The organism is Saccharopolyspora erythraea NRRL 2338, assembly GCF_000062885.1.
Lineage (GTDB): Bacteria > Actinomycetota > Actinomycetes > Mycobacteriales > Pseudonocardiaceae > Saccharopolyspora_D > Saccharopolyspora_D erythraea.
Genome location: NC_009142.1, coordinates 2961602 through 2982887, shown reverse-complemented (window position 1 = coordinate 2982887; position 21286 = coordinate 2961602). Strand labels below are relative to the sequence as shown.

The window sequence follows — 21286 nt, the reverse complement described above, 5'->3', positions numbered from 1 at the left end:
CAGTGCGCGCTGTGCAGTGGGCTTGCCGCAGCGCAGACACGGTCCGGTGTGGTCGGCGACGTGGGTGGTGACCAGGCGTGACCGGGCGACGGTGTCAATCATGAGCCGCGCCCTCCCGCTGGTTCAGGAGCGTCGGCCAGTGCCGTCTCCACATCGGGATGCCCGGCCAGATGGGCCAGCCCGGCCACCCGCAGGGCGCGCAGGACCTCGGGGTGGTCGGCGACCAGGTGCAGGCGCTGGCCGTGAACGGCGGCGTGCACGTGGGCCTGGCCGAGCACGTCCAGACCGGGGACCCCGAGGAAGGTGAGGTCCTGCAGATCCACCACGATCGCGCGTACGGGGGTCGACAGCCGGGACCGCAGGACCTCGGCGAAGCGCACGACGTTCGTGGCGTCGAGCTGGCCGCGGGCGGTGAGCACGACCGCGTGCGGTCTGTAGTAGTCCACGTGGATGCTCAAGGGAGTGGGCTGCGCGGCCGCACCCGGGAAACCGGTGTTTCCGGTTTGCTCGGACGAGGTGCTCATGATCTGGTCCTCCTCGCTCTCCTGGCCGAGGAGGAACAGCCGGAACTGCGAACTCGTCCGGAGGCGTGGTCACGCGCCGCCCGGGTGGGAGCAGAACTAGCCGCGCGGCACCACGATCGGCGTGATGATCCGGGGCTGCTTGCTCAACCACCCACCACTCTACCTCCGTGCTCAACAGCCCACCCTCGATGTCGCGCGCACATCCCGTTCCGGCCCGGCTCCGGGTCGACGTTGGAACGGTCGGCGATCAGACGGAGCACGTAATCGCGTGGAGTCTGCCGCCCGGCCAAGAACGACGTGACGGGCGGGCGCGGCAGGCGTTGACTAGGGGTGTGAACGATGGCGCTGAGCACGGTGGCCGCTCAGGGTTCGAAGCGCGGTTCGCAGCCGCGCAACGCGACCACGATGGTGCCGCAGACGCTCGAATGCCAGTTCGCGCACGACACGTGAGCACTGCCGCGGCGACTCTCCTCCAGCCGCGGACTCAACCCGCGGCCGGTGCTCAGCGCGTGCCGACTCTCAGCTCGCTGGTCGACGATTCGGCGCGGTTCTGGTCGGCCGGCTCCGAGGCAGGTGCGGCTCGGCAGGAAGACCCGCCAAAGCGGTTCGTGCGCTATCCGGACCGCGCCGACCCGAGCGGAGGAGCCCCCATGGCTCGCCGTAATGGAGCGGGCGCTTCCGACCCGGTGGAAGCGTTTCCCACCAAGCACATCCCGCCACCGCAGGTGCGGGACCTCCCCGAGCCGCCCGCCCGGCAGTGGCGCTACATCGGACCGGGCATCGTCGCCGCCGGGGTCGGCCTGGCCACCGGCGAGTTCATCCTGTTCCCCTAAATCACCTCCCAGGTCGGCCTGACCTTCGTGTGGGCGGCGCTGCTGGGCCTGGTGACGCAGTACTTCCTGAACATGGAGATCGAGCGCTACACCCTGGCCACCGGTGAAACCGCGATCACCGCTTCAGCCGCCTGTGGCGGCACTGGGGCCTGGTGTTCGCGATCATGGCCTATCTCGCCAACCTGTGGCCGGCATGGGCGACGAGCTCGGCAACGCTGCTGACCTACGCGACCGGCGGCAGCAAGGACGTCGTCGCCGTGGCCATCCTGATCGCGATCGCGCTCATCCTCACCCTGGCGCCCACGGTCTACACCGCGCTGGAGCGCGCCCAGATGCTCAAGGTGGCGGCGATCCTGCTGCTCATCGTGGTCGGCTCGCTGTTCGTCATCGGGGCCACGACCTGGAGGGACGTGCCCACGATCGTGACCCAGCCGCGCTTCCCGGCCGCCGAGCTCGGGTTCGCCGTGTTGCTCGGCGCGCTGGCGTTCGCCGGCGCCGGCGGCGGGCAGAACCTGGTGCAGAGCAACTGGATCCGGGACAAGGGCATGGGGCGGCACATGCCGAAGATCGTCTCGCCGCTGGTCTGGTCGATCCTGCTGTTCGGGGTTCTCTCGGTGCTGACCGTGCAAGAAGAGCTCGGCGAGCTGTTCGGCTGAGCAGGCGTGCGACGCCAAGCTCAGTCGTGCGGGATGGTCACGAACTCGACGGTGAAGTCGGCCGAACCGAAGGTGCAGACGAGGAAACCCGCATCCCTGCGACCGTCGTCTTCCTCCACCAGATCGCCTCCCATGACCAGCGACTTGAGCCCGGACAACGTCCAACCCGGAATGTCGTGCCTCCAGGAAGAGCGGCCCCAGAAGGCGTGCCATGTCTGGATGCGAGCGGAGGTCACCGGGGCACCGTGCCAGTCGGCGAGGCACTCGACAAGCTCCGCCCGGGACTGGAGAAGGCCGCAAGCCAACCCTGACCTGACAACGCAGGAAGCCTGCAAGAACGCATCGCCCTTGCAGGCTTCCTGACGTTGAACGGGCGACCAGCCGGACCCGGATGTCCCGCCGCTGCTCGTACAGCCACCGTGATCACGTCCCGTGGCTGCTGTTCAAGGCCAGGCCCGTTCCCCAGCAGTCCGGGCACATCCGGCGGACGCTGTCGAACTCCGGTGAGCCCGCCCCGTCCGGGTATCGGGCCTGGACCGCTTGAACCTCGCGCTGTCCGGCGCAGTGCTCGCACGTCGGGCGGGGCCACACCGCGCGCGGCAGGGCTTCGGCCCGGCGGATCACCTCCATCCGCAGCTCGTAGAACTTCTCCGAGTGCACGTCCGGTTCAGCGTGACGCCGGCCGCTGGGTGCGGTCTCGGCCAGGTAGGCCTCGAACGCCTCCAGCGCCTGCTCGAGTTCATCGCCGAACGAACCAGCTTGACGAACCTGCTCCACATCAGCCTCCGATGCCTTCGGCGGTGGTGATGACTTCCTGTGGCACGGGGGTGTCGGTGGCCAGTGCGCCGAACAGCTTCTCGGCGCCCTCGTCGTCCCATTCCACGACCGAGGCGCCGCCGTCGGTCTCACCGAAGCCGCCGAACGGCACGGTGGTCGTCACGCCCTGCCCGGAGGCGATGCCCTGCATCGCCAGGCCCAGCGAGCCCAGGTGCCAGACGTGGTCGCCGGAGTCGACCAGGAACGACTGGGAGGTGTCCAGGATCAGCGGGAACAGCCGGAACGGGTTGGCCAGCACCTCGGGGCCGGAGACCTTCTCGGTCAGCGCGGCCAAAAACTCCCGCTGCCGCTGGACCCGGTCCAGATCACCCCGCGCGGTCGCCCGGGTGCGCACGTAACCCAGCGCCTGCGGCCCCTGCAACGTCTGGCAGCCCGGCTGCAGATCCAGGTTGGCCTTCGGGTCCTGCATCGGTTCCTTGACGCACAGGTCCACCCCGCCGATCGCGTCGGTGATGTCGGCGAAGCCGCCCAGCCCGACCTCGGCGTAGTGGTCGATGCGCACCCCGGTGTTGTTCTCCACGGTGCGGGCCAGCAACTGCGAACCGCCGTAGGCGAACGCGGCGTTGAGCTTGTCCTTGCCCTGACCGGGGATCTTGACCAGCGAGTCCCGCGGCAGGCTCACCATCGTCGGAGTACCACCGCTTTCCGGGATGTGCACCAGCATCACCGTGTCGGTGCGCCGGCCCGCCGTGTCCCCGGTGCCCAGCTCGTCCTTGCGCTCCTGGTCCAGGTCCTCCCGGCTGTCCGAACCCACCAGCAGCCAGTTCGTCCCCGGCCCGTCCTGCGGCCGCTCACCATCGACCGGCAGCGCCTGCTCCCGCTTGAGCGAGTAGTCCACGTAGAGCACGAACCCGACCAGCGCCAGCACCAGCACCACCAGCACCGCGACGACCTTGCGCCCCCACCGCCTCCGCCGGACCCGAGGCTCCGGCGTCCGTCCGCGCGCCCGGTAGCCCGGTTGTGTGTAGGTCATATCGCCCGTTCCCTTTTCTCCCGGACGCGCTTGACGCGCCGTTGAATTCGGTTCGCCATGACCCCCGACCATGTGACGCGCAAGCATCGCAAAGACCAACGCGTCCCAATAGGAGCAAACGCACAGCGCGGGCAACGATCAGAAAACGCCCGTGTCACGCCGAAGCAACCTCTTCCGCGAGCACCCCTGTTAGTTGCAATTACCAACCCGGCATCAATGCAGACCACGAAGCTTTCCCGAAGCGAATTCACGTCCGATGTGTTTGTGCTCTCAAAACAGTCACCGCCACCGGCCTTGCGATGTGGATCTGCGGGTGTTCACAATCGCGGCCCATGAGTTACCACCCACCGCAAGGCCACAATCCCTACCCACCGCAGGGTCCTGGGCACTCTCCGGGACATGGCCCGCCGCAGGGTGATTACTACGAGCCGGCCAACCGGAGGCGGGACGAGACGGGCGACACGGTCGCGAACATCATTCGTATCGTGACCGGCGTTGTTGTCACCGTCTTCGTGCTGCACATCCTGTTCGTGGTCTTCGATGCCAACCAGGGCAACGAATTCGTCTCGTTCGTCTACGGCCTGGCCCAGGTCCTGGTCCTCGGCCTCGGCGACGTTTTCACCCCCGACGACGCACTCCTCGGCGTCATCCTCAACTACGGACTCGCCGCCCTCGTCTATCTCGTCATCGGCCGTTTGATCGTCAAGGCGATCCGGCGCTGACAACACCATTTCCGAGGCGCACGGAACTCGCCCTTGCAAGTTATGTGCAATAGCGGAAACGTGCGCAGAACATGCCAGCGCGACTGTTTGCGAACGCAGTGCGCGTCCGTACTGTTCGCTGCCGCTGGCGCCTGTCGCGCGGATGGTGGTCACCCCACCGCGCCGGCAGGCGCCAGTTCAGCCGACGACACGACTCCCCCGCTTCCGGGACCACCGCAACGTGCCCCTACGCCCCAGCGCGAGCTTGCCCCAAGAACTGGCAAGCCGGGTAGGGCTCGCAGCCTTCCCAGCGCCACACTTTGAAGCTGTCCGGAAAGCCCATGCCGGGTGCCGGCATCGCGACCGAACCCGCAGTCGTCTTTCCCTGGTGGCAACTCGTGACCCTGGTGCTCCTGCCCTGAACGAACCTGCGGACGGGACCAAGCGAGCCGTGCAGTCAGCAGGCGGCACCCTGCAGCCCGCCATCGAAGTCGAGAACGTCGAAACCGCCCTTGAAATCGCCGCGCTCGGCGTCGCCGACGCCATCACCGCCCGCAGCATCCTGCGGCGGCAGCAAGGCAAGCTGCCCGCACCCCTCTACAGCGCCCCTCTCGAACCCAGCCTCTACGACTCCTTCGCCATCGTGCATCGACGCAACGCGGTTCTCTCTCGCCCCGTACAGACCGTGATCGAATTCGCTGTCGCTCGAATGCAGGCACTGGCCGAGGAATGAGCCAGGCGCGAGGCGCCTGTGTCCGTAGCCGCCATCGGCCGCCGACCTGACCTCCAAGCACACGGACACCACAGCCGGGCCACCGGCCCCGGATGACCTCCTCGAACACGCCCTCACCGCTCCGAGCGGACGAAACGTCGGGCATCCGCGCCGCGGGTCTGCCGGTGCGATCAACGGAACGTGAGAGGTTCGCTACGCTCTAGCACCGGGGCAACGCAGGGAATTGATCGTGGTTCTGGGGTGGTGCTGGTTTGACGGGAAAGCGCCGGGCACTGCTCATCGCCACCGACAGCTATTCCGACGCCACCTTCCAACAGCTGCGGACGCCGCGCGCTGACGCCGATGCGCTGGCCGCGGTGCTCGCCGCCCCGCTCATCGGCGGATACCAGGTCGACGCGCTGCACAACCCGCCCGCGCACGAAGCGAACCTGGCGATCGAAGACCTCTTCGCGGCGGCGTGGCTGGACGACCTGGTCCTGCTCTACATCTCCGGGCACGGCATCAAGGACGACTACGGCCGGCTGCACCTGGCGATGACCAACTCCCGCCACGACCGGCTCAACGCGACCGCGGTCAGCGCCCAGTTCGTGCGCAACCAGATGGACAACACCAGGTCCCGCCGCGTGGTGGTCCTCCTGGACTGCTGCTTCGCCGGCGCGTTCCCGCCCGGATCCACCCACCGCACCGGGGAGAACGCCGGCGTCCTGTCGCAACTGGGCGGACGCGGCAGCGCGGTCATGACGTCCTCGTCAGCGCTGGAGTACTCCTTCGAAGCAGGCGAATCGGCCAGCTCGACGCTCGTCGGAGCAGCCAGCCCGTCGGTCTTCACCGGAGCTCTGGTCGAGGGCCTGCGCTCCGGTGGCGCCGACCGCAACGGCGACGGCCTGATCGACGTGGACGAGCTCTACGACTTCATCTACGAACAGGTCGAAGCCGCGGGCAAACCCCAGACGCCGGGCCTGGACAGCAGGTTCCAGGGCCGCCTGATCGTGGCCACCAGCCCGGCCGCCACCGACCTCCCGCCCGAGGTCGCCCAAGCCATGCGCAGTCCCCTTACGTCGGTGCGCCTGGCGATCGTCGGCGAGCTGTCCACGCTGCTGCACTCGGACAGTGCCAGCGCGGCACGAGCCGCCCGCACCGCACTGGCCAAGCTCACCGAGGACAACGCCAGCTCCGTCGTCGCCGCCGCGCAAGCAACTTTGGCACGAGCCGAGACCGCAGCGAGTCCGTCCCCGCCGGTGGACGCTCCCCAGTCACCCGACGGAGGAACACCGGACTCGGCGGTTGCCAGCCTGCCCGACCACGACCGCCGCGCGGGCGACGGCGACCAACAACAGGCGTGGTCGCCCAGGTTCCGGCGGACGGCCCTCATCAGCACAGCGATCGGCCTGGCCGCCGCGACGGTGGTCACGGCGGTGGCGCTGCTCCCCGGACCCGGAGGCTCCAACGGCGACGCCGCGCAGCAGCAGACGCAGATTCCCCCTGGCTTCGTGGCTCCGCCAACGCGGCCGACTCCGCTACCAGACCCGGTTACGTGCCAGTACCAGCCGGACGGAAAGCAACCGATCAGATCCGTGACGCCACCGGCCAGCGGCGAGGTTCCCGCGAAGGGCATAGTGCGGGCCGGTATCAACACCAACATCGGCACCATCCCGGCGATTCTGGACCGATCGCTGGCCCCGTGCACGGTCAACAGCTTCGTCCACCTGGCCGAACAGGGCTTCTACGACAACGCCCGCTGCGTCAGTGGCAACGTCCCCTTCCTCACGTGCGGCCCGCGGGGAGCCAGGGACGAAAGCCCTGGCTACACCTCGGCTGACGAGAGCCTTCCCGGGCTGCGGGCCCTCCGCGGATACCTGGTCATGCATTCCGCCTACTACCCGGACTTCTCCGTGCAATTCGAGGACAACGAGAACGATGACACGGTGTTCGGCACTATTTCCGACGAGGGCCTCAACGTCATCGACACCAAGCGCCGCCAGAGCGACGACCCCTACAACCGCCACCTGAGCGACATCATCGTCACCAGCGTCGACATCCAGCAATGACCGGCCGGAGTCCACCGGCGGCGACGTCGTGGCAGGAGCGCACCGGTTCCCTCGTCGCCTTCCCAGAACTCGAGGTGGAAGGCGATCATCCGGGCTTCGCGCATGGTGTCGGCACCAAACCGAAAACGCTGCCGTGCAACGGTGCCAGGCTCCGGGTGAGTCACCTGCTCAGCGCGGCCTGAAGGGTTCGACACCGACGACATGACGCACGCGCAGGGGCTCGATCACCACCGTCACCCGCCGCTCCCCCGGCAGCAACCACTCGAACGGCGTGCCCAGGTACTTCTGCGCGAGCCGGTCCATGTCACGCTCCGCCTCCGGCCCCTCGACGAAGCGCGCGACGCGGCCGTTGATCTGAACGCGATCGAACGGATCAGCGTGGTGCGAAAGGCAAACGCGCGGATCATGACGCAGGTTGCGCTCCTTGACCCTGCCAACGGAGGTGTTGAACCACGGGCTGTCGCCGTCCAGACCGACCCACATCGGACTCACATGCGGCGACCCGTCCGGGCACGTGGTCGCCACGAACCACACAGCTGCTGACGCCAGCCGCTCCCTGACGTCCTCGGTCAGCTCATGCATCCACAGCACCCCTCATCGCTCGGCAACGTGGCCATCACCGAAGGACCGACACGGGCGCGCGCCGCTGCGGTCGATCCGCCTCAGACGTCACCATCCCGGACAGGTCTCGACTATCTGGCAGCTCAGACCCTACCGATCTTGCTTGGCCCACAGCACCTTCACGCTCGGATCACCCAACGCACCACCGTCGCCGCACATGGCCACAGCGAAGGCGCCGATCTGCCCCTTCGCGCGCCGCCCCTGAAGGAAGAAGCCCAGGCCATGGACCTGGGCTGTGCGCATCTCGTCGCCTTGATCGACAGATGCACCGGGGCTCGAAAACGATCGTCGTTCCGAGCCCCGGGCCGTTTCCGAGCCTGGGCGTGCGCGCAAGAAGGATGGTCACGGCATCTGGGTGCGCGAAGAGGCGCATGGGGTTCATATGGAGAACCGCGCTTGCAGATATGACCCCGGTGGCCGGTCGGCACACCCCAGGCGGCCCGCTAGCTGCACACGAGGTTGCTGACGACCGCAATCCCCTCCTCGACCGGCGGGATGGCGGTCTCGCACACGATGTCCGGGACTTCTTGCGCGTGCGCGGCGCCCGCGCCGGCCACCAGCGCGGCGGCGGTCAGAACGGCGGCGATCAGGGCACGCAGCATGGAAAGCCTCCTGGGCTCGGGTGACGGGTGCCGCACAACATCATCACCGCCCCCGCCGCCAGGCGCCGCGCGTGCCACCCGGATGTGCAATCGTCAGTCAGGCAACCCCATCAGAGCACCAGCGCGAGGCCTGACGCAGGCATTGCCGACCTCGGCGGCGCGCTGGACGCACTCGATGCGGCCACGGCGCGCCTACTCGGGTTTCGCGCTCTTGGGTGGGACGTGGGACAGCGGCAGGGCCCGGGGCCGCTCGATCTTGGTCCTCGTGAGCCGGGACCGAAGGACTGCTGGTCGCCGATGCAGTCGGCGTTCTCCCAGCGGGTGACCCGAAAATCCTCCGAGAAGTTGTTCAGCTCCCGGTGGGGCTGACCTTGCCGTCGCCCTGTCCTGCGGCTGGCGGATGCTGAAGGTGCGGTGGTAGTTGACCGACAGGTCCACGCCCTCCGTAGATTCGGCATAGACCTCATCCAGGTCTGGCGCCATCCGGGAAAGGGTGCAGCTTCCGTCGAAGCTGTAGATCCGACCCGGCACGTAATCGTAGTAGTCGCCGGCTTTCACCTTCATTCGCTTCCCTTCAATCTCCAGGAATTCCTGCGCGAGTTCGTACGACCCGGCGTACTCCCACGTGAGCGTGATGACAGGGTCCGGCAGCGGAGCCTCGATGCCCGCTGGTTCTGTTCGCTTCTTCGAGACGGTCTTGCCGGACATGCAGATCCGCCTTGGGCGGAGCGAGAGCTGACGCAATAAACCGCAGCATGTAAACTGCGTCGCAATTCTCGCACAGTACCTGGTCTCAGAAACCACGTTCAATGACACGAATGGGTAATCGAATACAGCAAGACACGGAAGAACTCCACTTGAAGGTGTTGTTGCCACCTGGCGATCAGCGATACTCATGCGAAGCTCAGGCATGTTCGCGAAACGAAAGGAAGACAGCATGAGTGCATCCCGTCGCATCGTCGCCTGGGCGGGCGTGTCCCTCGACGGTCACACCAGCGGTCCAGGCGGCCCGGCGCACGACACCTGGCTGCACGAAGCCGCGACGCATCCGCAGACCTCCGAGTACTTCGAAGGGATATGGCGCGGCGCCGACACGATCGTGCTCGGACGCACCAGCTACGAGGGCTTCTACTCCGTGTGGCCTGGCATCACCCGCGACGAGAACACCGAGCCCCGGACCCGTGAGCTGGGCCGGTGGCTCGACGCCACCGAGAAGGTGGTGGTCTCGCGCAGCCTGACCGAGGCGCCGTGGGAGAACTCGCGCATCGCTCGCGACCTCGCCGCCGAGGTCGAAGCGCTGCGCAAGGGGCCGGGCCGTGACGTGTTGGTGGCCAACAGTGCCAGCGTCATCGGCGAGCTGCTGCGTCTGGACCTCCTCGATGACCTGCGCCTGTTCATGGTCCCGGTGCTGCTCGGTGGCGGGCTGCGCTTGTTCCCCGACGGTGTGGACGCCCGCTTCGCCACGGTTGGCGTCACCGCACTGGCGAACGGCGTCGTCGGCCTGCACCTCACCCGTCCCTGACCAACGACGGACCCACCCCAGCGGATCGCGATCGCCCGCGCTCTGGCCCCGTCGCCGCGGTTTCCGCTCTCCGGCGAGTCCGGCTGCTCCCCGAGGGGTTCACGGTCGGCGCACGCTCGCGGGCGTGACCTCCGGGTGGAGTTGCCGGAACGCGGGGTGGCGCAGTCGCCCGTCGTCGGTCCACTGCCGGTACTCGACCTCGGCGACGATCAGCGGCTCGACCCACTGGGCGTACCGAGCCAACTCCCGCGGCACCGGATCAGCGAACGGGCTGGTCGGTCGCGCCAGCTCGGCCAGGCCCTCGGCGAACACCGCCCGGTCCCGATCACTGAACCCCGTTCCCACATGCCCGGCGTAGTGCAGGCGACCATCGACGCCGTACACGCCGAGCAGCAGAGCGCCGAGGACGTGGCGGTGGGCGCCGGACCCGGTCACCCACCCGCCAACGACGGCGTTGGTCGTGTGCCGGATCGCCGTCTTGATCCACTCCCGCGACCGTTGACCAGGTCGATAGCGGGACTGCACGCGCTTGGCAACGATCCCTTCGAGGTCGTGCTCGCGGGCGACCGCGAGAAGCTGCTCGGCGGTGACATCGAGGTAGTGCTCGGGCATCCGCACCGTCCCGACGCCGCCGAGCCCCAACGCCGCCAGACGCTCCCGGCGCTCGACGTACGGAACAGTCAGCAACTCGACCTCGTCGACCATCAGCAAGTCGAACACCAGCAGCACCGCCGGCACCTGCCGCACCAACAGCGGGCTAGGCTGCGTGCGGCTTATCCGGGTCTGCAGCCGTCCGAAGTCCGGCCGGCCCCGGACGTCGCAGGCCACCACCTCACCGTCGAGGACCACCCGGCGCCCACCGACGGTCTCGGCCAGCACCCCCAACTCCGGAAACGCGCTCGTGGTGTCGTTGCCGGCCCGACTGATCACCCGCACGCCCTCGCCGCTCGCGAGTATGAATGCCCGCATGCCATCCCACTTGAACTCGAACGCCCACCCCTGCCCCTGGGGTGGCACGTCCGCGGTGGGAAGCATCGGCCCTCGCTCAAGCCAGGACGGGCCCGCCCACGTCAACGCCACACGAGAAGCGTGCGCCGACCGTCCCGCATTCGCAGGAAACAGCAGCCGCGCCGGGGCGACGTTCCGGGCCCGCACAGCCAGACCGCAGCGAAACCGGACAAGTGTGTGGGGCCGTGCATTTCGGGTAGCCAGTGGGTGGCAACGCACTCTGATTGCTGCTGGAGGTAGCCGTGACAACGCACACCAAGTCGGTCGACGTGGCCGTGCCAGTGCACACCGCCTACAACCAATGGACGCAATTCACCGAGTTCCCCGAGTTCATGGAAGGCGTCGAGCGCGTCGACCAAGTCGACGACACGCACACCCACTGGGTCACCTCGATCGGCGGCGTACGCCGTGAGTTCGACGCCGAGATCACCGAGCAGCACCCCGACGAGCGCGTCGCCTGGAAGGTGACGTCCGGGCCGAAGCAGGCCGGCGTCGTCACCGTGCACCGGATCGACGACACCAACACCCGGATTCACCTGCAGATGGACTTCGAGCCGGAGGGCATCGTGGAGAAAGCAGGCGAAGTCACGGGCGCGATCGACTCACGCATCCAGGCCGACCTCAACCGGTTCAAGAACTTCATCGAGCGCCGGGGCACCGCCACCGGTCAATGGCGCGGCGACATCTCGCCACCGCCGCAGAACGAACCAAATCCCGGCCAAGCAGGCCCTGGCCCCTCAACGGGGTGAGCGCCCAAAACGCGGTCGGCCCGAAGCATCCATCCGACCGATTCCGTAGACCCACGACGCCTCACCGCCGAGGGCCACCAGGTCGGCCGCCGCAACTCCCGCGTAGGCCGCCCGACAACTGCGGCGCCAGCGGCGACACGATTCCTGCGAGCCTGGCCATGCTGATCGTGCTGAACTGCGGCGATGGCACTCTGGGCGTGCGGCCCACCGTGGCTCGCATCGGCTCGACGAGGTCCACAACAATGGCTCAGCCCGCCCGTCGGCGAGTGCGAACCGGGGTCACCCGGGCGATCGTGGTGTGCACCGGCATCACTCGTCTCGCGAACCCGACCGCGCCGGTGCGGCCAAACGAAGCCCAGATGGCGGACCCGGGGCAACAGGAGTGTTCGCCGCAGATCACCGTACACGCCCGCACCGATGCTTCACCGGACCACATCGCCGCCGTCATCATCCGGCAGCTGCGGGTTCGGTCCGACTGTAAGCGCAAGCGGCGTGGGACTCTCGGATGTGTGCAAGCCGAGAGTCCCACATGGTCGGCACCTATCCTTCCAGCTCGTCGGAGCTGAAAGCCCATACGCCGCCTGACCTCACGATGAGATCATCATGTCCGGGCTGCCGTGTGTTGACCGCCTCGTCGATGTGGACGAGAAAGAGCTGGAGCGCACCCACTAGTGGCGCTTCTCCCGGAAACACGCGCTCACCATCATTGGCCATAGCACGCAGGTGTTCCCCCAAGGAGGCCTGAGTGACGTGGAGACGCACCAACGCCTCGGTTGACGCTCCATCGACGGTAGGGGAAAACTCGATCACCGGTTCCGACGACGTGTCCGCGGTGTGCGCTCCTCCCCCGAGTCGTCGTAGTAGTTCTACGTACAGTTCGTCATCGTGCATGCCTACTCCTTCGACGCGCCCTGAGCAGGGCACGGGGGGCGACGTCGAATCACACGCCGGTCCCGGACGACTTCGTCCACAGCCCGCTCGGCGGTGAACGCGAACCCGCCATCACCTACCGCGCTGCCTACATCCTCCACGGCCGCATCGCCGGGACGCGCGTAGGCGCCGACTGATCGGCCGAATTGCGTTGTCATCTCTGGACTTGCGCCAGATGTTCAGCAGGGCATGCCGATCGGATGAGGCCCGCTCTGCGATCCGCGGCTACCAAGGCAGCTGGGCGGATGGGCCCCGGTCCGCGCGCCGCCTGCCTGCTCAGGCAACGGTGGGCGAGCTGCGGAATCGATCGGTGGCCCGGACGATCTCTTCGCCCAACGCCCCGTTGGCGTGGTGCCCCGCTTCCACCAGCACCAGCTCGCTGCCCGGCCATGCTGCGGCAAGCTGCCACGGAGTGCCGATCAGATTGCCCAGGTCGAGGGTGCCCTGAGCGAGCAGCCCGGGAATTCCGGTCAACCGCCCGGCCTCCGCCAGCACCACTCCTTCCTCCAGCCAGGAGCCGTGCCGCCAGAAGTGCGTGACGGTCCGGGCGAAGCCGAGGGCGAAGGCCGGGTCCTGAAAGCGTGGGCTCGGGGGTGAGGTCGGCACGATGGCGTCCTCCCACGCGCACCAATCGCGAGCCGCCTTGGTATGTACGGCCGGATCTGGATCCATCAGCAGCCGGTGGTAGGCATCGGCCAAGTCCCCGTCCCGGTCGGCCTCGGGTACTCCGGCCCGGAACCGCGCCCATGCCTCCGGGAAGACCTCGCCCAGCCCACGGGTGAGCAGGTCGGTTTCCGCCCGCCGGCCGGTGGCCAGTCCGCACAGCACCATCTCCGTGACCCGGTGCGGATGCCGCTCGGCGTAGAGCAGGCTCAACACCGAGCCCCATGAGCCGCCGAACACCATCCAACGGTCGATGCACAGGTACTCGCGCAGCAACTCCATGTCGGCGAGCAGGTGCTCGGTGGTGTTGGCGGTGAAGTCGGCGCCGGGCTCACTCGCACGCGGCGTGCTGCGGCCGGACATGCGCTGGTCGAACAGCACGATTCGATAGGTCGACGGGTCGAAGAACCGGCGCGCACCGGCTGAGCAGCCCGAGCCCGGTCCACCGTGCACCACCACCGCCGGCTCGCCCCGCGGGTTGCCGCAGACCTCCCAGTACACCCGGTGCCCATCTCCCACGTCGAGCTTCCCGGAGTCGTACGGCTCGATTTCCGGATACACCTGCGACCCCCAACCGTCACTGCAAAAGCGCGATCACGACGTCGAGCGGGGCTTGGGCCTCGCCTTGAACTCAACGAACCTGCCGACCCCGGATCAGGTCGTCAGTCCAGGCAGAACTCGTTGCCCTCGATGTCCTGCATCACGATGCACGACTCGTTCTCGCCATCGGCGAGCAGTACTCGCACGCGTGCCGCGCCGAGCGCGACCAGTCGTGCGCACTCGGCCTCGAGGGTGGCGAGGCGCTCTTCACCCACGAGCCCGGTGCCGGCCCGCACGCAGAGGTGCATTCGATTCTTGACGACCTTGCCTTCGGGAACGCGCTGGAAGTACAGCCGCGGGCCCACACCTGTGGGATCAGAGCAGGCGAACGCGGAACCCCGATCCTCGGGCGGCCGCGAGCGGTCGAAGTCGTCCCACGTGGCAAACCCCTCCGGTGGCGCCGGCACGACGTACCCCAACACCTCGCACCAGAAACGAGCGACGCGCTCGGGTTCTGCGCAGTCGAAGGTGACCTGGAACTGCTTGACCGACGTCATCGGTCCACCATAGCGGCGCGTGCTGTTCACCGGCATTTGAATTGTCGTCAGGATCAAGCAGCGAGATCGCGCCGCGCGTAGCCGATGACACCGATGCTCGCCAGACCGCAGGCCGTGGCGGACAGCCCGGCCACACCCGCCCAGTTCGCCGAGGTGGCCGGGACCGACGCGATGTGCGCGAACGGCGAGAGCTGGCCGACCCATCGCGGCGCGCCGGTGCTCTGCGCGAGCACCTGCAGGAGGAAGCCACCGGCAGCGGGCAGCGATCCGATGGCGAGCACCGCCCGCGGGGTCCAGCCCAGCGCGAGGACCGCGGCTCCCAGGCACAGCAGCGCGATCGGCGCGATGTTCAGCACGCCGGTCAGCGAAGCCCCGAGTCCGAGTTCCGCGTCGACCGCGGTCGCGCCCGCCCAGGTCGCGACACCGGCCCCGGTCAGAAGCACGAACACGCCGCCGACGGCCGCCGCGATCTCCACGCCGACGAGGTGGCTGCGCGACACCGGCTGAGCCAGCAGGAGCACCGAATGCCGATCGACCTCGTCGGCGCGCACGGCGGCGATCCGCGCGGCCGCGTACACCCCGACCGGGATCGCGAGCAGGCCGTACATCGCCGCCGCGTAGCCGCTCGCCTTCCCGAGCCCGCCGAACCCGGCCGCGGCGGCCAACTCGGCGAAGCGCGGATTGTCGGTGACGAACTCCGTGAGCGAGTGCGTGAGCAACCCGATGAGCAAGTAGTACGAGGCGATCCCCAGCACCCAGCCGACGACCGGGCCGATGCTCCTGCGGATCGCGAACGCCCCGACCGAGCCGAGCAGCCGAGTCCGCGCCCGGCGAGTGGCGGCGACGGTCACCAGCCCGGCGCCCACGTCGCGCCGGATCGCCGCGACAACAGCACCGGCGAGCAGAACCGGTGGCACGACGGCGAGCACCAGCAACGGGACCGGCCGGTTCGCCGCGTAGGGCTGCACTTCGGCGACGAGACCGAACGGCGTGACCCAATGCAGCCACGCCAGGGCCTGCACGCCATCGGCGACCATCCTCATGAGCAGCATCGCGCCGAGGACCGCCACCGACAGCCCGGTCGCCGCCCCGCGCGTGGGCAGGACCTGCGCGGCCAGCGCTCCCAGCGCGGCGAATCCCAGCCCAACGGCGACGATGTCCGCGGCATGCAGAACAGCCCCGGTCGCCGACGTCCCGGCCGCGACGAGGGCCGCGGCCACCGCGATGCCGACCAGCACGACGCCGGCCGCGAGAACCAGAAGGGCCCTGCTCACCAAAGCCGTCTTGCGGATGGGCGCCGCGAGCAGCAGGTTCCAGTGGCCCGATTCCTCCTCACCTCGCGTCAGGCGCGTGGCGCTGAGCACCGCCCAGACCGCGACCAGGACGGCGACCGGGGTGCCCGTGCGCCAGACGGTGAATCCGCCCGGGTCGTCCAACGCGACCGGTGGTCCGAACAGGGTGCGGATCGCCGGGTTCGCGGCCAGCGCCTGCAGCGCCGGAGCGTTGAGCACACCGGCGAACGTGGTCTGGTACTGCCAGGCCACCAAGGCCGACATCCCCGCCGCGGCGGCGAGCACCACGCCGGTGCTGAGGCGGATCTGGCGGACGGCGAGACCGGTCAGCGCTCGGCCGGGCCTGCGCGGGGCCGAGCCGGGTTCACCGCGCAGCGTCTCAGCTCTCATCGGACCGCATCCCCGTAGTAGTCGAGGAAGATCTCCTCCAGGCTCGGCTCGCGCATCTGGAAGGCCGTCACGTCCGAGGCCGCCAACACGCGCAACGCCGGGCCGGGCGGTCCGGTGAGGGAGAACCGCATGCCCGTGCCGTCGAGGAGCTCGACGTCGTGGATTCCGGGCAGCCCGCTCACGTCCGGTGCGACCCCGTCGAAGGAGACCTCGACGTCGGTGCGGCGGAGCCGGCGCAGCTCCGGAATGCTCGCCACCTCGGCGAGGTGTCCGGCGCGCAGGATCGCGACCCGGTCGCACACCGCCTCGACCTCGGCCAGCTGGTGCGAGCTCAGGAAGACGGTCTGCCCCCGGTCCCTGGCCTCAGCGACGCAACGGCGGAACTCCCGCTCCATCAGCGGATCCAGCCCGCTGGTCGGCTCGTCGAGGACCAGCAGCGGTGCCCGGGTCGAGAAAGCTGCGACCAAGGCGACCTTCTGCCGGTTTCCGGTCGAGTACGCCTTGCCCCGCTTGCCGAGTTCGAGCTCGAACCTGTCGACGAGCTCGTCCCGGTAGGTGGTGTCGCTGCCGGGCCCGACCCTGGCCAGCAGCTCCAGGATCTCGGCGCCGGTCAGCGCCGGCCACAGCGCCACGTCCGCGGGGACGTAGGCCAGGTGGCGGTGCGCTCGCCGAACATCCCGCGCGTCGTCGGAGAACACCCGCGCGGTTCCCGAGGACGGCCGGATGAACCCCAGCAGCATGCGGATCTTCGTCGACTTGCCGGCGCCGTTGGGTCCGAGGAAGCCGAACACCTCGCCTGGGCGGACCTCGAGCGAGAGATCCTTCACAGCGGTGGTGCGGCCGAACCGCTTGGTCAGCCCACGGGTCTGGATCGCCGGTGCGTTCTCCGCTCGGGAACCTCGCGCAGTCGGGGTGGACACGGAACCTCACTCCGGGCAGGGGTCAGATACCGCCGACCAGACTTCCCGGCACACCTCGACGTCAAGCTACTCTTCGCTCGCCCTCGCCGAAACCCCCGGCGACACCGCCAACTATCCCGAAGCCCGTCACTTTCGCTCCGCGCCACGGATTCGGGTGGTCTCAGCGCTTCACCGCGAACACGGACCTCTCGACCTCCGAGGCGGCCAGCGCGCGGCCGGCGGGCGCGATGTAGCGGGCGGCGAACTCGGCCGGTCCCACCTGCTCGACCTGCTCCCAGCCGTACTCGTCGAGGAAGGCCGGGACCTCGTGCGGATGCATCCCGTAGGTCCACATCCCACGTCTGAGCACGTATTCCCGATATGCCGCTTCCGCGCCGTACATGGCGGTCCCGTCGAGGAAGTCCTTGCGGATGTAGGTGAACACGATCCGGCTGCCGGACGGAGCCGCACCCAAGAACCGGAACGTCGCGTCGACGGCGTCCTCGGTCAGGTACTGGGTGACCGCCTCGCAGACGAAGAAGGTCCGGTGCTGCCCGACTCCGTAGCCGTGTTCGGTCAGCACCTCGGGCAGGGCTTGGGTTTCGAAGTCGACCGGGACGAGCCTGACCGGCTCTGGCACCCGCCCGAACAGAGCGCGCAACCGCGCTCGCTTGCGCTCGACGTTCTCCGGCTGGTCGACTTCGAACACAGGGGTACCCGCGAGCGACGGCAGCCGGTATCCGCAGGTATCGAAGCCCGCCCCGAGGATCACGACGGCATCCAGACCCTCCTCAGCGGATTCGGTGAGCTTGTCCTCGACGTAGCGCTTCCGGCAGAGCATGCTCGCCCACAGGCCGGGCATGTGCTTGTCGGTGGCGGACATCATCCAGCGCCGGGCCGGTCTCCAGCGGGTCAGTGCCACGACCGGTCTCACGCCGGCGGGCAGCATCCGGCGGGCGAGCTCGTCGCGGACCAGCGGGTGCTGCTCGCTCTGGTCGATCGCCACGATCGTCATCGGTCCCACGGCGGTCTGCGCTGCGGCGCTGCTCATGATCGGTCTCCTCTCCCGCCGGGCGGTGTGCCGCGGTGCGCGGCAGCACCAGCACCGACGGGTGCTCGGGATCGCGAAGGCAGCCCGACTGCCACGCCGCACGGACACCAACGCCCACCCGTCACAGCTCCGCGAAGAACTCCAGTATCAACTCGTTGACCTGGGCGGGCCGTTCCAGGTAGCCGTAGTGCCCGCAGTCCTCCACCTCCACGTAGCGGGCGCTGCCGACCGCGTCGGCGACTTCGCGCGAGAGCCGGGGCGGGATCATCTGGTCGTCGGCGAAGCCGATCACCAACGTCGGCACGGTGATCGCCCGGTAGGCCTCCAGCCGGTCGGGAAACTCCGCGAGCGCCAGCTGCGCACGGGTCCCGGCGTCCGCACCGGCCCCCGAGAGCTCGAACACGTCGAGCCAGTCCTTGATCGCGTTCTCGTCCGCACGGGTACTGGGTGAGAGGTTGTGCAGCGCGGTCACCGCAGCGCGGTAGCGAGGCGGCAACGTGGTTCCGAGGTCGTGCAGGGCGCGTTCTCCGGCACTCAGCGCGCGCTGCACCGGGTCGAGGCGCGCGTGTGCGGCCATCAGCACGGCCTGGGAAACCAGATCCGGACGCGCCAGGAGCAGTTCCTGCACGACACGCGCGCCCAACGAGGTTCCGATGACGCTAGCCGGGCCGCCACCGAGGTGATCGATCAGTGCCACGGCATCCCCGACCAGGTGGTCGATCGTGAGCTCGCCGGACCCCAGCTCCGACCGGGCGATCCCGCGGTTGTCGATCGTGACGGCCCGGTAGCCCGCCTCGACCAGGCTCGGCACCTGGTGCAGGTTCCACACGCGACCCGGACTTCCGGTGCCCATCACCAGCAGCACGAGATCTCCATCACCGTGGAGGTCGTAGCCGATCCGGACACCGTTGAGCTCAGCGACCGGCACCCGCACCCTCCCCGGACATCGACGGTGCGGGGCCGCGCCCGGTGAGCGCGTCAAGCTTCGCGGTCGGCAACTTCGCTCCTCACTTGGAGTTCGACGGCTCGGACATGGCCACGGCGATCTTGCGCGGGCCGGTGAAGGGCTCGCGGCCGTGCGCCACGGCCATGTTGTCCACGATCAGCAGGTCGTCCCGCTCGTAGTCGAACCGCGTGGCCGCCTGCCGGTAGCACTGGCGCAGGTGGTCGACCACGTCGTCGGGGATCGGCGCACCGTCTCCGTAGTAGGTGTTGTTCGGCAACCCGTCCTGGCCGTAGATCTCCACCAGGCCCTCGCGGACCGCCGGATCGAGGCTGCTCTCGTGGAACAGCACGATGTGGTTGAACCACACCGGTTCACCGGTCACGGCGTGCGGGTGGACGACGTCCCGGACGGCACGGGTGCGCAGGCCGTTGTCCTCCATCCACTGCGGCTCGACACCGCCGTCGCGGCACAACCGCTCGACCTCGGAGCGGTCTTCGGTGTTGAACGCGGTCCACCAGCGGATGCCCACGTCCTCCCCGTAGTTGCGCACCACCATCCAACGCCGGCGCTCGAACTCCTCCCGCACCGCGGGATCGACGAGCTCGTAGACCTTCCTCGTCGACGACAACGGCGTCGCCCCCTGGGTGTGCGGCGGCTCGACGCAGTGGAAGAAGAGCACGAGCGGCCACACCGCCTGGTAGGACATCTCGTTGTGCAGCGGGATTTCGGCGTGCTGCGGGTACTCGGTCGAGGTGTAGACGTTGCCCTTGATCCTGCTGCGCGGCGTCGACTGTTCGGTGTAGGTCAACGGCTCCCCCGACAGCGCGCGGACGCAGCCCTCGAAGCCTTCGGCACCGCCGACGTCGAACCCGCGCATCAGCACCGCGCCGTGCGCGGTCAGCTGATCATGGATCGTCGCGCTGTCGCGTCCGATGTGCTCGGTGGCAGAGCCCTGTCCTTCGATGACGAAAGGCAGGGTCGACGGTGCCGACGTCGCGGAAGTGGTCATGTTTCGCTCCAATCCATGGCTAGTTAGGTGAGGCTATGCTATGTTGCCGCGCGGTTTCCGTCCACCCCGAACGGAGACCGAGTATCCACTGTGGATCGACACGGCCGAGGTGCCGCGGCCGTTCCACCATTTCCCCGGGAGGCGTTGTGACGAACGAAGCGGACAGGCTGGGACCGACATGGAGTCGCCGGCGGTTCCTCGGCCTGGGAGCCGCGGTCGCGGGCTCGGCCGCGGTGTTGTCGGCGTGCGGTGGGGGTGAGGCGGGCGCCCCGGCCCCACCTGGCTCCTCCCCCACCGCTCCCGCCGGCTCGTTCCCCGTGACCATCACCGACAAGTTCGGCCCGGTCACCATCAAGCAACCGCCGGTGAGGGTGGCCTCGGTCGGGCGGACCGACCACGACGTGCTGCTCGCGCTCGGGATCGTGCCGGCGTGCGTCTACCGGTTCGTGCCCGCCATGACCCGCGGTGTCGGGGTGTGGGCCGAGCCGAAGCTCGGAGCGGCCAACCCCGAGATCATCACCAACCCCATCAGCTTCGAGAAGGTCGCCGCACTGCGACCGGATCTCATCCTCGACGTGCAGGCCACCGGTGACGAAGCCGAGTACCGGACGCTGAGCAACCTCGCACCCACCATCGGTCTGCCTCCGAACACGTCGCCGAACTCGGTCGCGTGGCAGGACTCCACCCGGATCATCTCCACCGCCGTCGGGCGCAAGGCCGACGGGGAGAAGCTGGTCAGCGACACCGAGGCCGTGCTCGCCAAGATCAAGGCCGACAACCCGTCGTTCCACGGCAAGACCGTGTCCGTGCTGATCGGCAGCGGCCGCCAGCTCGGCGTGTACACCACCGCCGACACCCGGACGAAGTTGCTCACCTCCCTCGGGCTGGTGCCGTCCCCCTACGTCGCGGGGCTGGGCGAGTCGAAGTTCTTCGTCGAGCTGTCCCCCGAACTGATCAACGACGTCGACGCCGACATCGTGCTGGTCCTCACCCGCGAGGGCCTGTCCAAGGCCGACACGTTCGCCCAGTACCCGGCGCTGGCCGCGTCGAGGGCCGCCCAGCAGAACCGCGTCACGGTCGTGGAGGACTTCAACGTGTCCCTCGCGCTGGCCGCCGGTTCGGTGCTGAGCATTCCCTACGCGGTCAACGGACTCGTCCCGATGCTGAAGTCCAAGTTCGGCTGACGGAGCTTCGTCGCCGAA

24 protein-coding genes and 1 pseudogene are annotated in these 21286 nt (G+C 68.6%); 8 read left to right on the top strand and 17 right to left on the bottom strand.

Annotation, left to right across the window (positions count from 1 at the left end):
- Positions 1 to 98: 98 nt before the first annotated feature.
- On the bottom strand, positions 99 to 524 hold the full coding sequence (locus SACE_RS13220) for an STAS domain-containing protein (protein ID WP_009951000.1): 426 nt from the start codon (positions 522 to 524) through the stop codon (positions 99 to 101).
- Positions 525 to 1174: 650 nt separating this feature from the next.
- Between SACE_RS13220 and SACE_RS39180 the strand changes: the two genes are divergently transcribed.
- Positions 1175 to 1357, top strand: a complete 183-nt coding sequence (locus tag SACE_RS39180) for a hypothetical protein (protein ID WP_011873801.1) — start codon at positions 1175 to 1177, stop codon at positions 1355 to 1357.
- Between the two features lie 27 nt (positions 1358 to 1384).
- Positions 1385 to 2013: pseudogene (locus SACE_RS39170) on the top strand (Nramp family divalent metal transporter).
- A 20-nt stretch (positions 2014 to 2033) separates the two neighbouring features.
- Here the strand turns inward: SACE_RS39170 and SACE_RS37620 are convergent.
- From SACE_RS37620 to SACE_RS13205, 3 genes are all read right to left on the bottom strand, one after another.
- Positions 2034 to 2249, bottom strand: coding sequence for a hypothetical protein (locus tag SACE_RS37620; RefSeq protein WP_143538137.1), 216 nt, complete (start codon positions 2247 to 2249; stop codon positions 2034 to 2036).
- 187 nt (positions 2250 to 2436) lie between these two features.
- Positions 2437 to 2790 carry a hypothetical protein gene (locus tag SACE_RS13210; RefSeq protein WP_009951003.1) on the bottom strand — a complete coding sequence of 118 codons (354 nt, stop codon included), beginning with the start codon at positions 2788 to 2790 and terminating at the stop codon, positions 2437 to 2439.
- 1 nt (position 2791) lies between these two features.
- Positions 2792 to 3823, bottom strand: a complete 1032-nt coding sequence (locus SACE_RS13205) for an LCP family protein (protein ID WP_011873799.1) — start codon at positions 3821 to 3823, stop codon at positions 2792 to 2794.
- A gap of 332 nt (positions 3824 to 4155) precedes the next feature.
- Between SACE_RS13205 and SACE_RS39165 the strand changes: the two genes are divergently transcribed.
- From SACE_RS39165 to SACE_RS13190, 3 genes are all read left to right on the top strand, one after another.
- The gene (locus SACE_RS39165) at positions 4156 to 4545 is read left to right on the top strand and encodes a hypothetical protein (RefSeq protein WP_231849997.1); all 390 of its coding nucleotides are present in this window, start codon (positions 4156 to 4158) and stop codon (positions 4543 to 4545) included.
- Between the two features lie 430 nt (positions 4546 to 4975).
- On the top strand, positions 4976 to 5257 hold the full coding sequence (locus SACE_RS40385) for a LysR substrate-binding domain-containing protein (protein WP_009947596.1): 282 nt from the start codon (positions 4976 to 4978) through the stop codon (positions 5255 to 5257).
- A 251-nt stretch (positions 5258 to 5508) separates the two neighbouring features.
- Positions 5509 to 7305, top strand: a complete 1797-nt coding sequence (locus SACE_RS13190; RefSeq protein WP_009947597.1) for a caspase, EACC1-associated type — start codon at positions 5509 to 5511, stop codon at positions 7303 to 7305.
- 168 nt (positions 7306 to 7473) lie between these two features.
- Here the strand turns inward: SACE_RS13190 and SACE_RS13180 are convergent, their stop codons facing one another.
- The 4 genes from SACE_RS13180 to SACE_RS37610 form a co-directional block, all read right to left on the bottom strand.
- Complete coding sequence (locus tag SACE_RS13180; RefSeq protein ID WP_011873797.1) at positions 7474 to 7887, bottom strand: TIGR03618 family F420-dependent PPOX class oxidoreductase; 414 nt, start codon at positions 7885 to 7887, stop codon at positions 7474 to 7476.
- A 129-nt stretch (positions 7888 to 8016) separates the two neighbouring features.
- Positions 8017 to 8169, bottom strand: a complete 153-nt coding sequence (locus SACE_RS37615) for a hypothetical protein (RefSeq protein WP_009947599.1) — start codon at positions 8167 to 8169, stop codon at positions 8017 to 8019.
- A 200-nt stretch (positions 8170 to 8369) separates the two neighbouring features.
- On the bottom strand, positions 8370 to 8528 hold the full coding sequence (locus tag SACE_RS38295) for a hypothetical protein (protein ID WP_009947600.1): 159 nt from the start codon (positions 8526 to 8528) through the stop codon (positions 8370 to 8372).
- A gap of 192 nt (positions 8529 to 8720) precedes the next feature.
- On the bottom strand, positions 8721 to 9236 hold the full coding sequence (locus SACE_RS37610; protein WP_009947601.1) for a hypothetical protein: 516 nt from the start codon (positions 9234 to 9236) through the stop codon (positions 8721 to 8723).
- A 229-nt stretch (positions 9237 to 9465) separates the two neighbouring features.
- On the opposite strand from SACE_RS37610, the gene SACE_RS13175 reads away from it, so the two are divergent.
- Positions 9466 to 10050 carry a dihydrofolate reductase family protein gene (locus SACE_RS13175; protein WP_009947602.1) on the top strand — a complete coding sequence of 195 codons (585 nt, stop codon included), beginning with the start codon at positions 9466 to 9468 and terminating at the stop codon, positions 10048 to 10050.
- Between the two features lie 99 nt (positions 10051 to 10149).
- Here the strand turns inward: SACE_RS13175 and ligD are convergent, their stop codons facing one another.
- Entirely contained in the window at positions 10150 to 11085 is a 936-nt protein-coding gene (gene ligD, locus SACE_RS13170) for a non-homologous end-joining DNA ligase (protein ID WP_009947604.1), read from the bottom strand.
- Between the two features lie 215 nt (positions 11086 to 11300).
- Here ligD and SACE_RS13165 point away from each other — a divergent pair, with 215 nt between their 5' ends.
- Entirely contained in the window at positions 11301 to 11807 is a 507-nt protein-coding gene (locus SACE_RS13165; RefSeq protein WP_009947605.1) for an SRPBCC family protein, read from the top strand.
- A 540-nt stretch (positions 11808 to 12347) separates the two neighbouring features.
- Here the strand turns inward: SACE_RS13165 and SACE_RS13160 are convergent.
- From SACE_RS13160 to SACE_RS13125, 8 genes are all read right to left on the bottom strand, one after another.
- A complete protein-coding gene (locus tag SACE_RS13160) occupies positions 12348 to 12698 on the bottom strand; it encodes a hypothetical protein (protein WP_143538136.1) in 351 nt (116 codons plus the stop codon).
- A gap of 315 nt (positions 12699 to 13013) precedes the next feature.
- Positions 13014 to 13961, bottom strand: a complete 948-nt coding sequence (gene pip / locus SACE_RS13155; protein ID WP_009947606.1) for a prolyl aminopeptidase — start codon at positions 13959 to 13961, stop codon at positions 13014 to 13016.
- A gap of 101 nt (positions 13962 to 14062) precedes the next feature.
- On the bottom strand, positions 14063 to 14497 hold the full coding sequence (locus SACE_RS13150) for a VOC family protein (RefSeq protein ID WP_009947607.1): 435 nt from the start codon (positions 14495 to 14497) through the stop codon (positions 14063 to 14065).
- Positions 14498 to 14550: 53 nt separating this feature from the next.
- Positions 14551 to 16179 (bottom strand): ABC transporter permease, encoded by a 1629-nt coding sequence (locus SACE_RS13145; RefSeq protein WP_009947608.1) that lies wholly within the window; start codon positions 16177 to 16179, stop codon positions 14551 to 14553.
- Positions 16176 to 17099: an ABC transporter ATP-binding protein gene (locus SACE_RS13140; protein ID WP_009947610.1), complete on the bottom strand. Its 924-nt coding sequence runs from the start codon at positions 17097 to 17099 to the stop codon at positions 16176 to 16178. Before SACE_RS13140 ends, SACE_RS13145 begins: the two co-directional genes overlap by 4 nt.
- A 160-nt stretch (positions 17100 to 17259) precedes the next feature.
- Positions 17260 to 18129, bottom strand: coding sequence for an SAM-dependent methyltransferase (locus tag SACE_RS13135; RefSeq protein WP_009947611.1), 870 nt, complete (start codon positions 18127 to 18129; stop codon positions 17260 to 17262).
- A gap of 121 nt (positions 18130 to 18250) precedes the next feature.
- Positions 18251 to 19057, bottom strand: coding sequence for an alpha/beta fold hydrolase (locus SACE_RS13130; protein WP_011873794.1), 807 nt, complete (start codon positions 19055 to 19057; stop codon positions 18251 to 18253).
- A gap of 79 nt (positions 19058 to 19136) precedes the next feature.
- Complete coding sequence (locus tag SACE_RS13125; RefSeq protein ID WP_009947613.1) at positions 19137 to 20084, bottom strand: TauD/TfdA family dioxygenase; 948 nt, start codon at positions 20082 to 20084, stop codon at positions 19137 to 19139.
- A gap of 146 nt (positions 20085 to 20230) precedes the next feature.
- On the opposite strand from SACE_RS13125, the gene SACE_RS13120 reads away from it, so the two are divergent.
- On the top strand, positions 20231 to 21268 hold the full coding sequence (locus tag SACE_RS13120; RefSeq protein WP_197537738.1) for an ABC transporter substrate-binding protein: 1038 nt from the start codon (positions 20231 to 20233) through the stop codon (positions 21266 to 21268).
- Positions 21269 to 21286: the final 18 nt, after the last annotated feature.

Bases quoted from the DNA above. Each gene is read 5' to 3' on its own strand.
- SACE_RS13220 (WP_009951000.1), bottom strand. From the start codon at position 524: ATGAGCACCTCGTCCGAGCAAACCGGAAACACCGGTTTCCCGGGTGCG.
- SACE_RS39180 (WP_011873801.1), top strand. From the start codon at position 1,175: ATGGCTCGCCGTAATGGAGCGGGCGCTTCCGACCCGGTGGAAGCGTTT.
- SACE_RS13205 (WP_011873799.1), bottom strand. From the start codon at position 3,823: ATGACCTACACACAACCGGGCTACCGGGCGCGCGGACGGACGCCGGAG.
- SACE_RS39165 (WP_231849997.1), top strand. From the start codon at position 4,156: ATGAGTTACCACCCACCGCAAGGCCACAATCCCTACCCACCGCAGGGT.
- SACE_RS13180 (WP_011873797.1), bottom strand. From the start codon at position 7,887: ATGCATGAGCTGACCGAGGACGTCAGGGAGCGGCTGGCGTCAGCAGCT.
- SACE_RS37615 (WP_009947599.1), bottom strand. From the start codon at position 8,169: ATGCGCACAGCCCAGGTCCATGGCCTGGGCTTCTTCCTTCAGGGGCGG.
- SACE_RS38295 (WP_009947600.1), bottom strand. From the start codon at position 8,528: ATGCTGCGTGCCCTGATCGCCGCCGTTCTGACCGCCGCCGCGCTGGTG.
- SACE_RS37610 (WP_009947601.1), bottom strand. From the start codon at position 9,236: ATGTCCGGCAAGACCGTCTCGAAGAAGCGAACAGAACCAGCGGGCATC.
- SACE_RS13175 (WP_009947602.1), top strand. From the start codon at position 9,466: ATGAGTGCATCCCGTCGCATCGTCGCCTGGGCGGGCGTGTCCCTCGAC.
- ligD (WP_009947604.1), bottom strand. From the start codon at position 11,085: ATGCTTCCCACCGCGGACGTGCCACCCCAGGGGCAGGGGTGGGCGTTC.
- SACE_RS13160 (WP_143538136.1), bottom strand. From the start codon at position 12,698: ATGCACGATGACGAACTGTACGTAGAACTACTACGACGACTCGGGGGA.
- SACE_RS13150 (WP_009947607.1), bottom strand. From the start codon at position 14,497: ATGACGTCGGTCAAGCAGTTCCAGGTCACCTTCGACTGCGCAGAACCC.
- SACE_RS13145 (WP_009947608.1), bottom strand. From the start codon at position 16,179: ATGAGAGCTGAGACGCTGCGCGGTGAACCCGGCTCGGCCCCGCGCAGG.
- SACE_RS13135 (WP_009947611.1), bottom strand. From the start codon at position 18,129: ATGAGCAGCGCCGCAGCGCAGACCGCCGTGGGACCGATGACGATCGTG.
- SACE_RS13125 (WP_009947613.1), bottom strand. From the start codon at position 20,084: ATGACCACTTCCGCGACGTCGGCACCGTCGACCCTGCCTTTCGTCATC.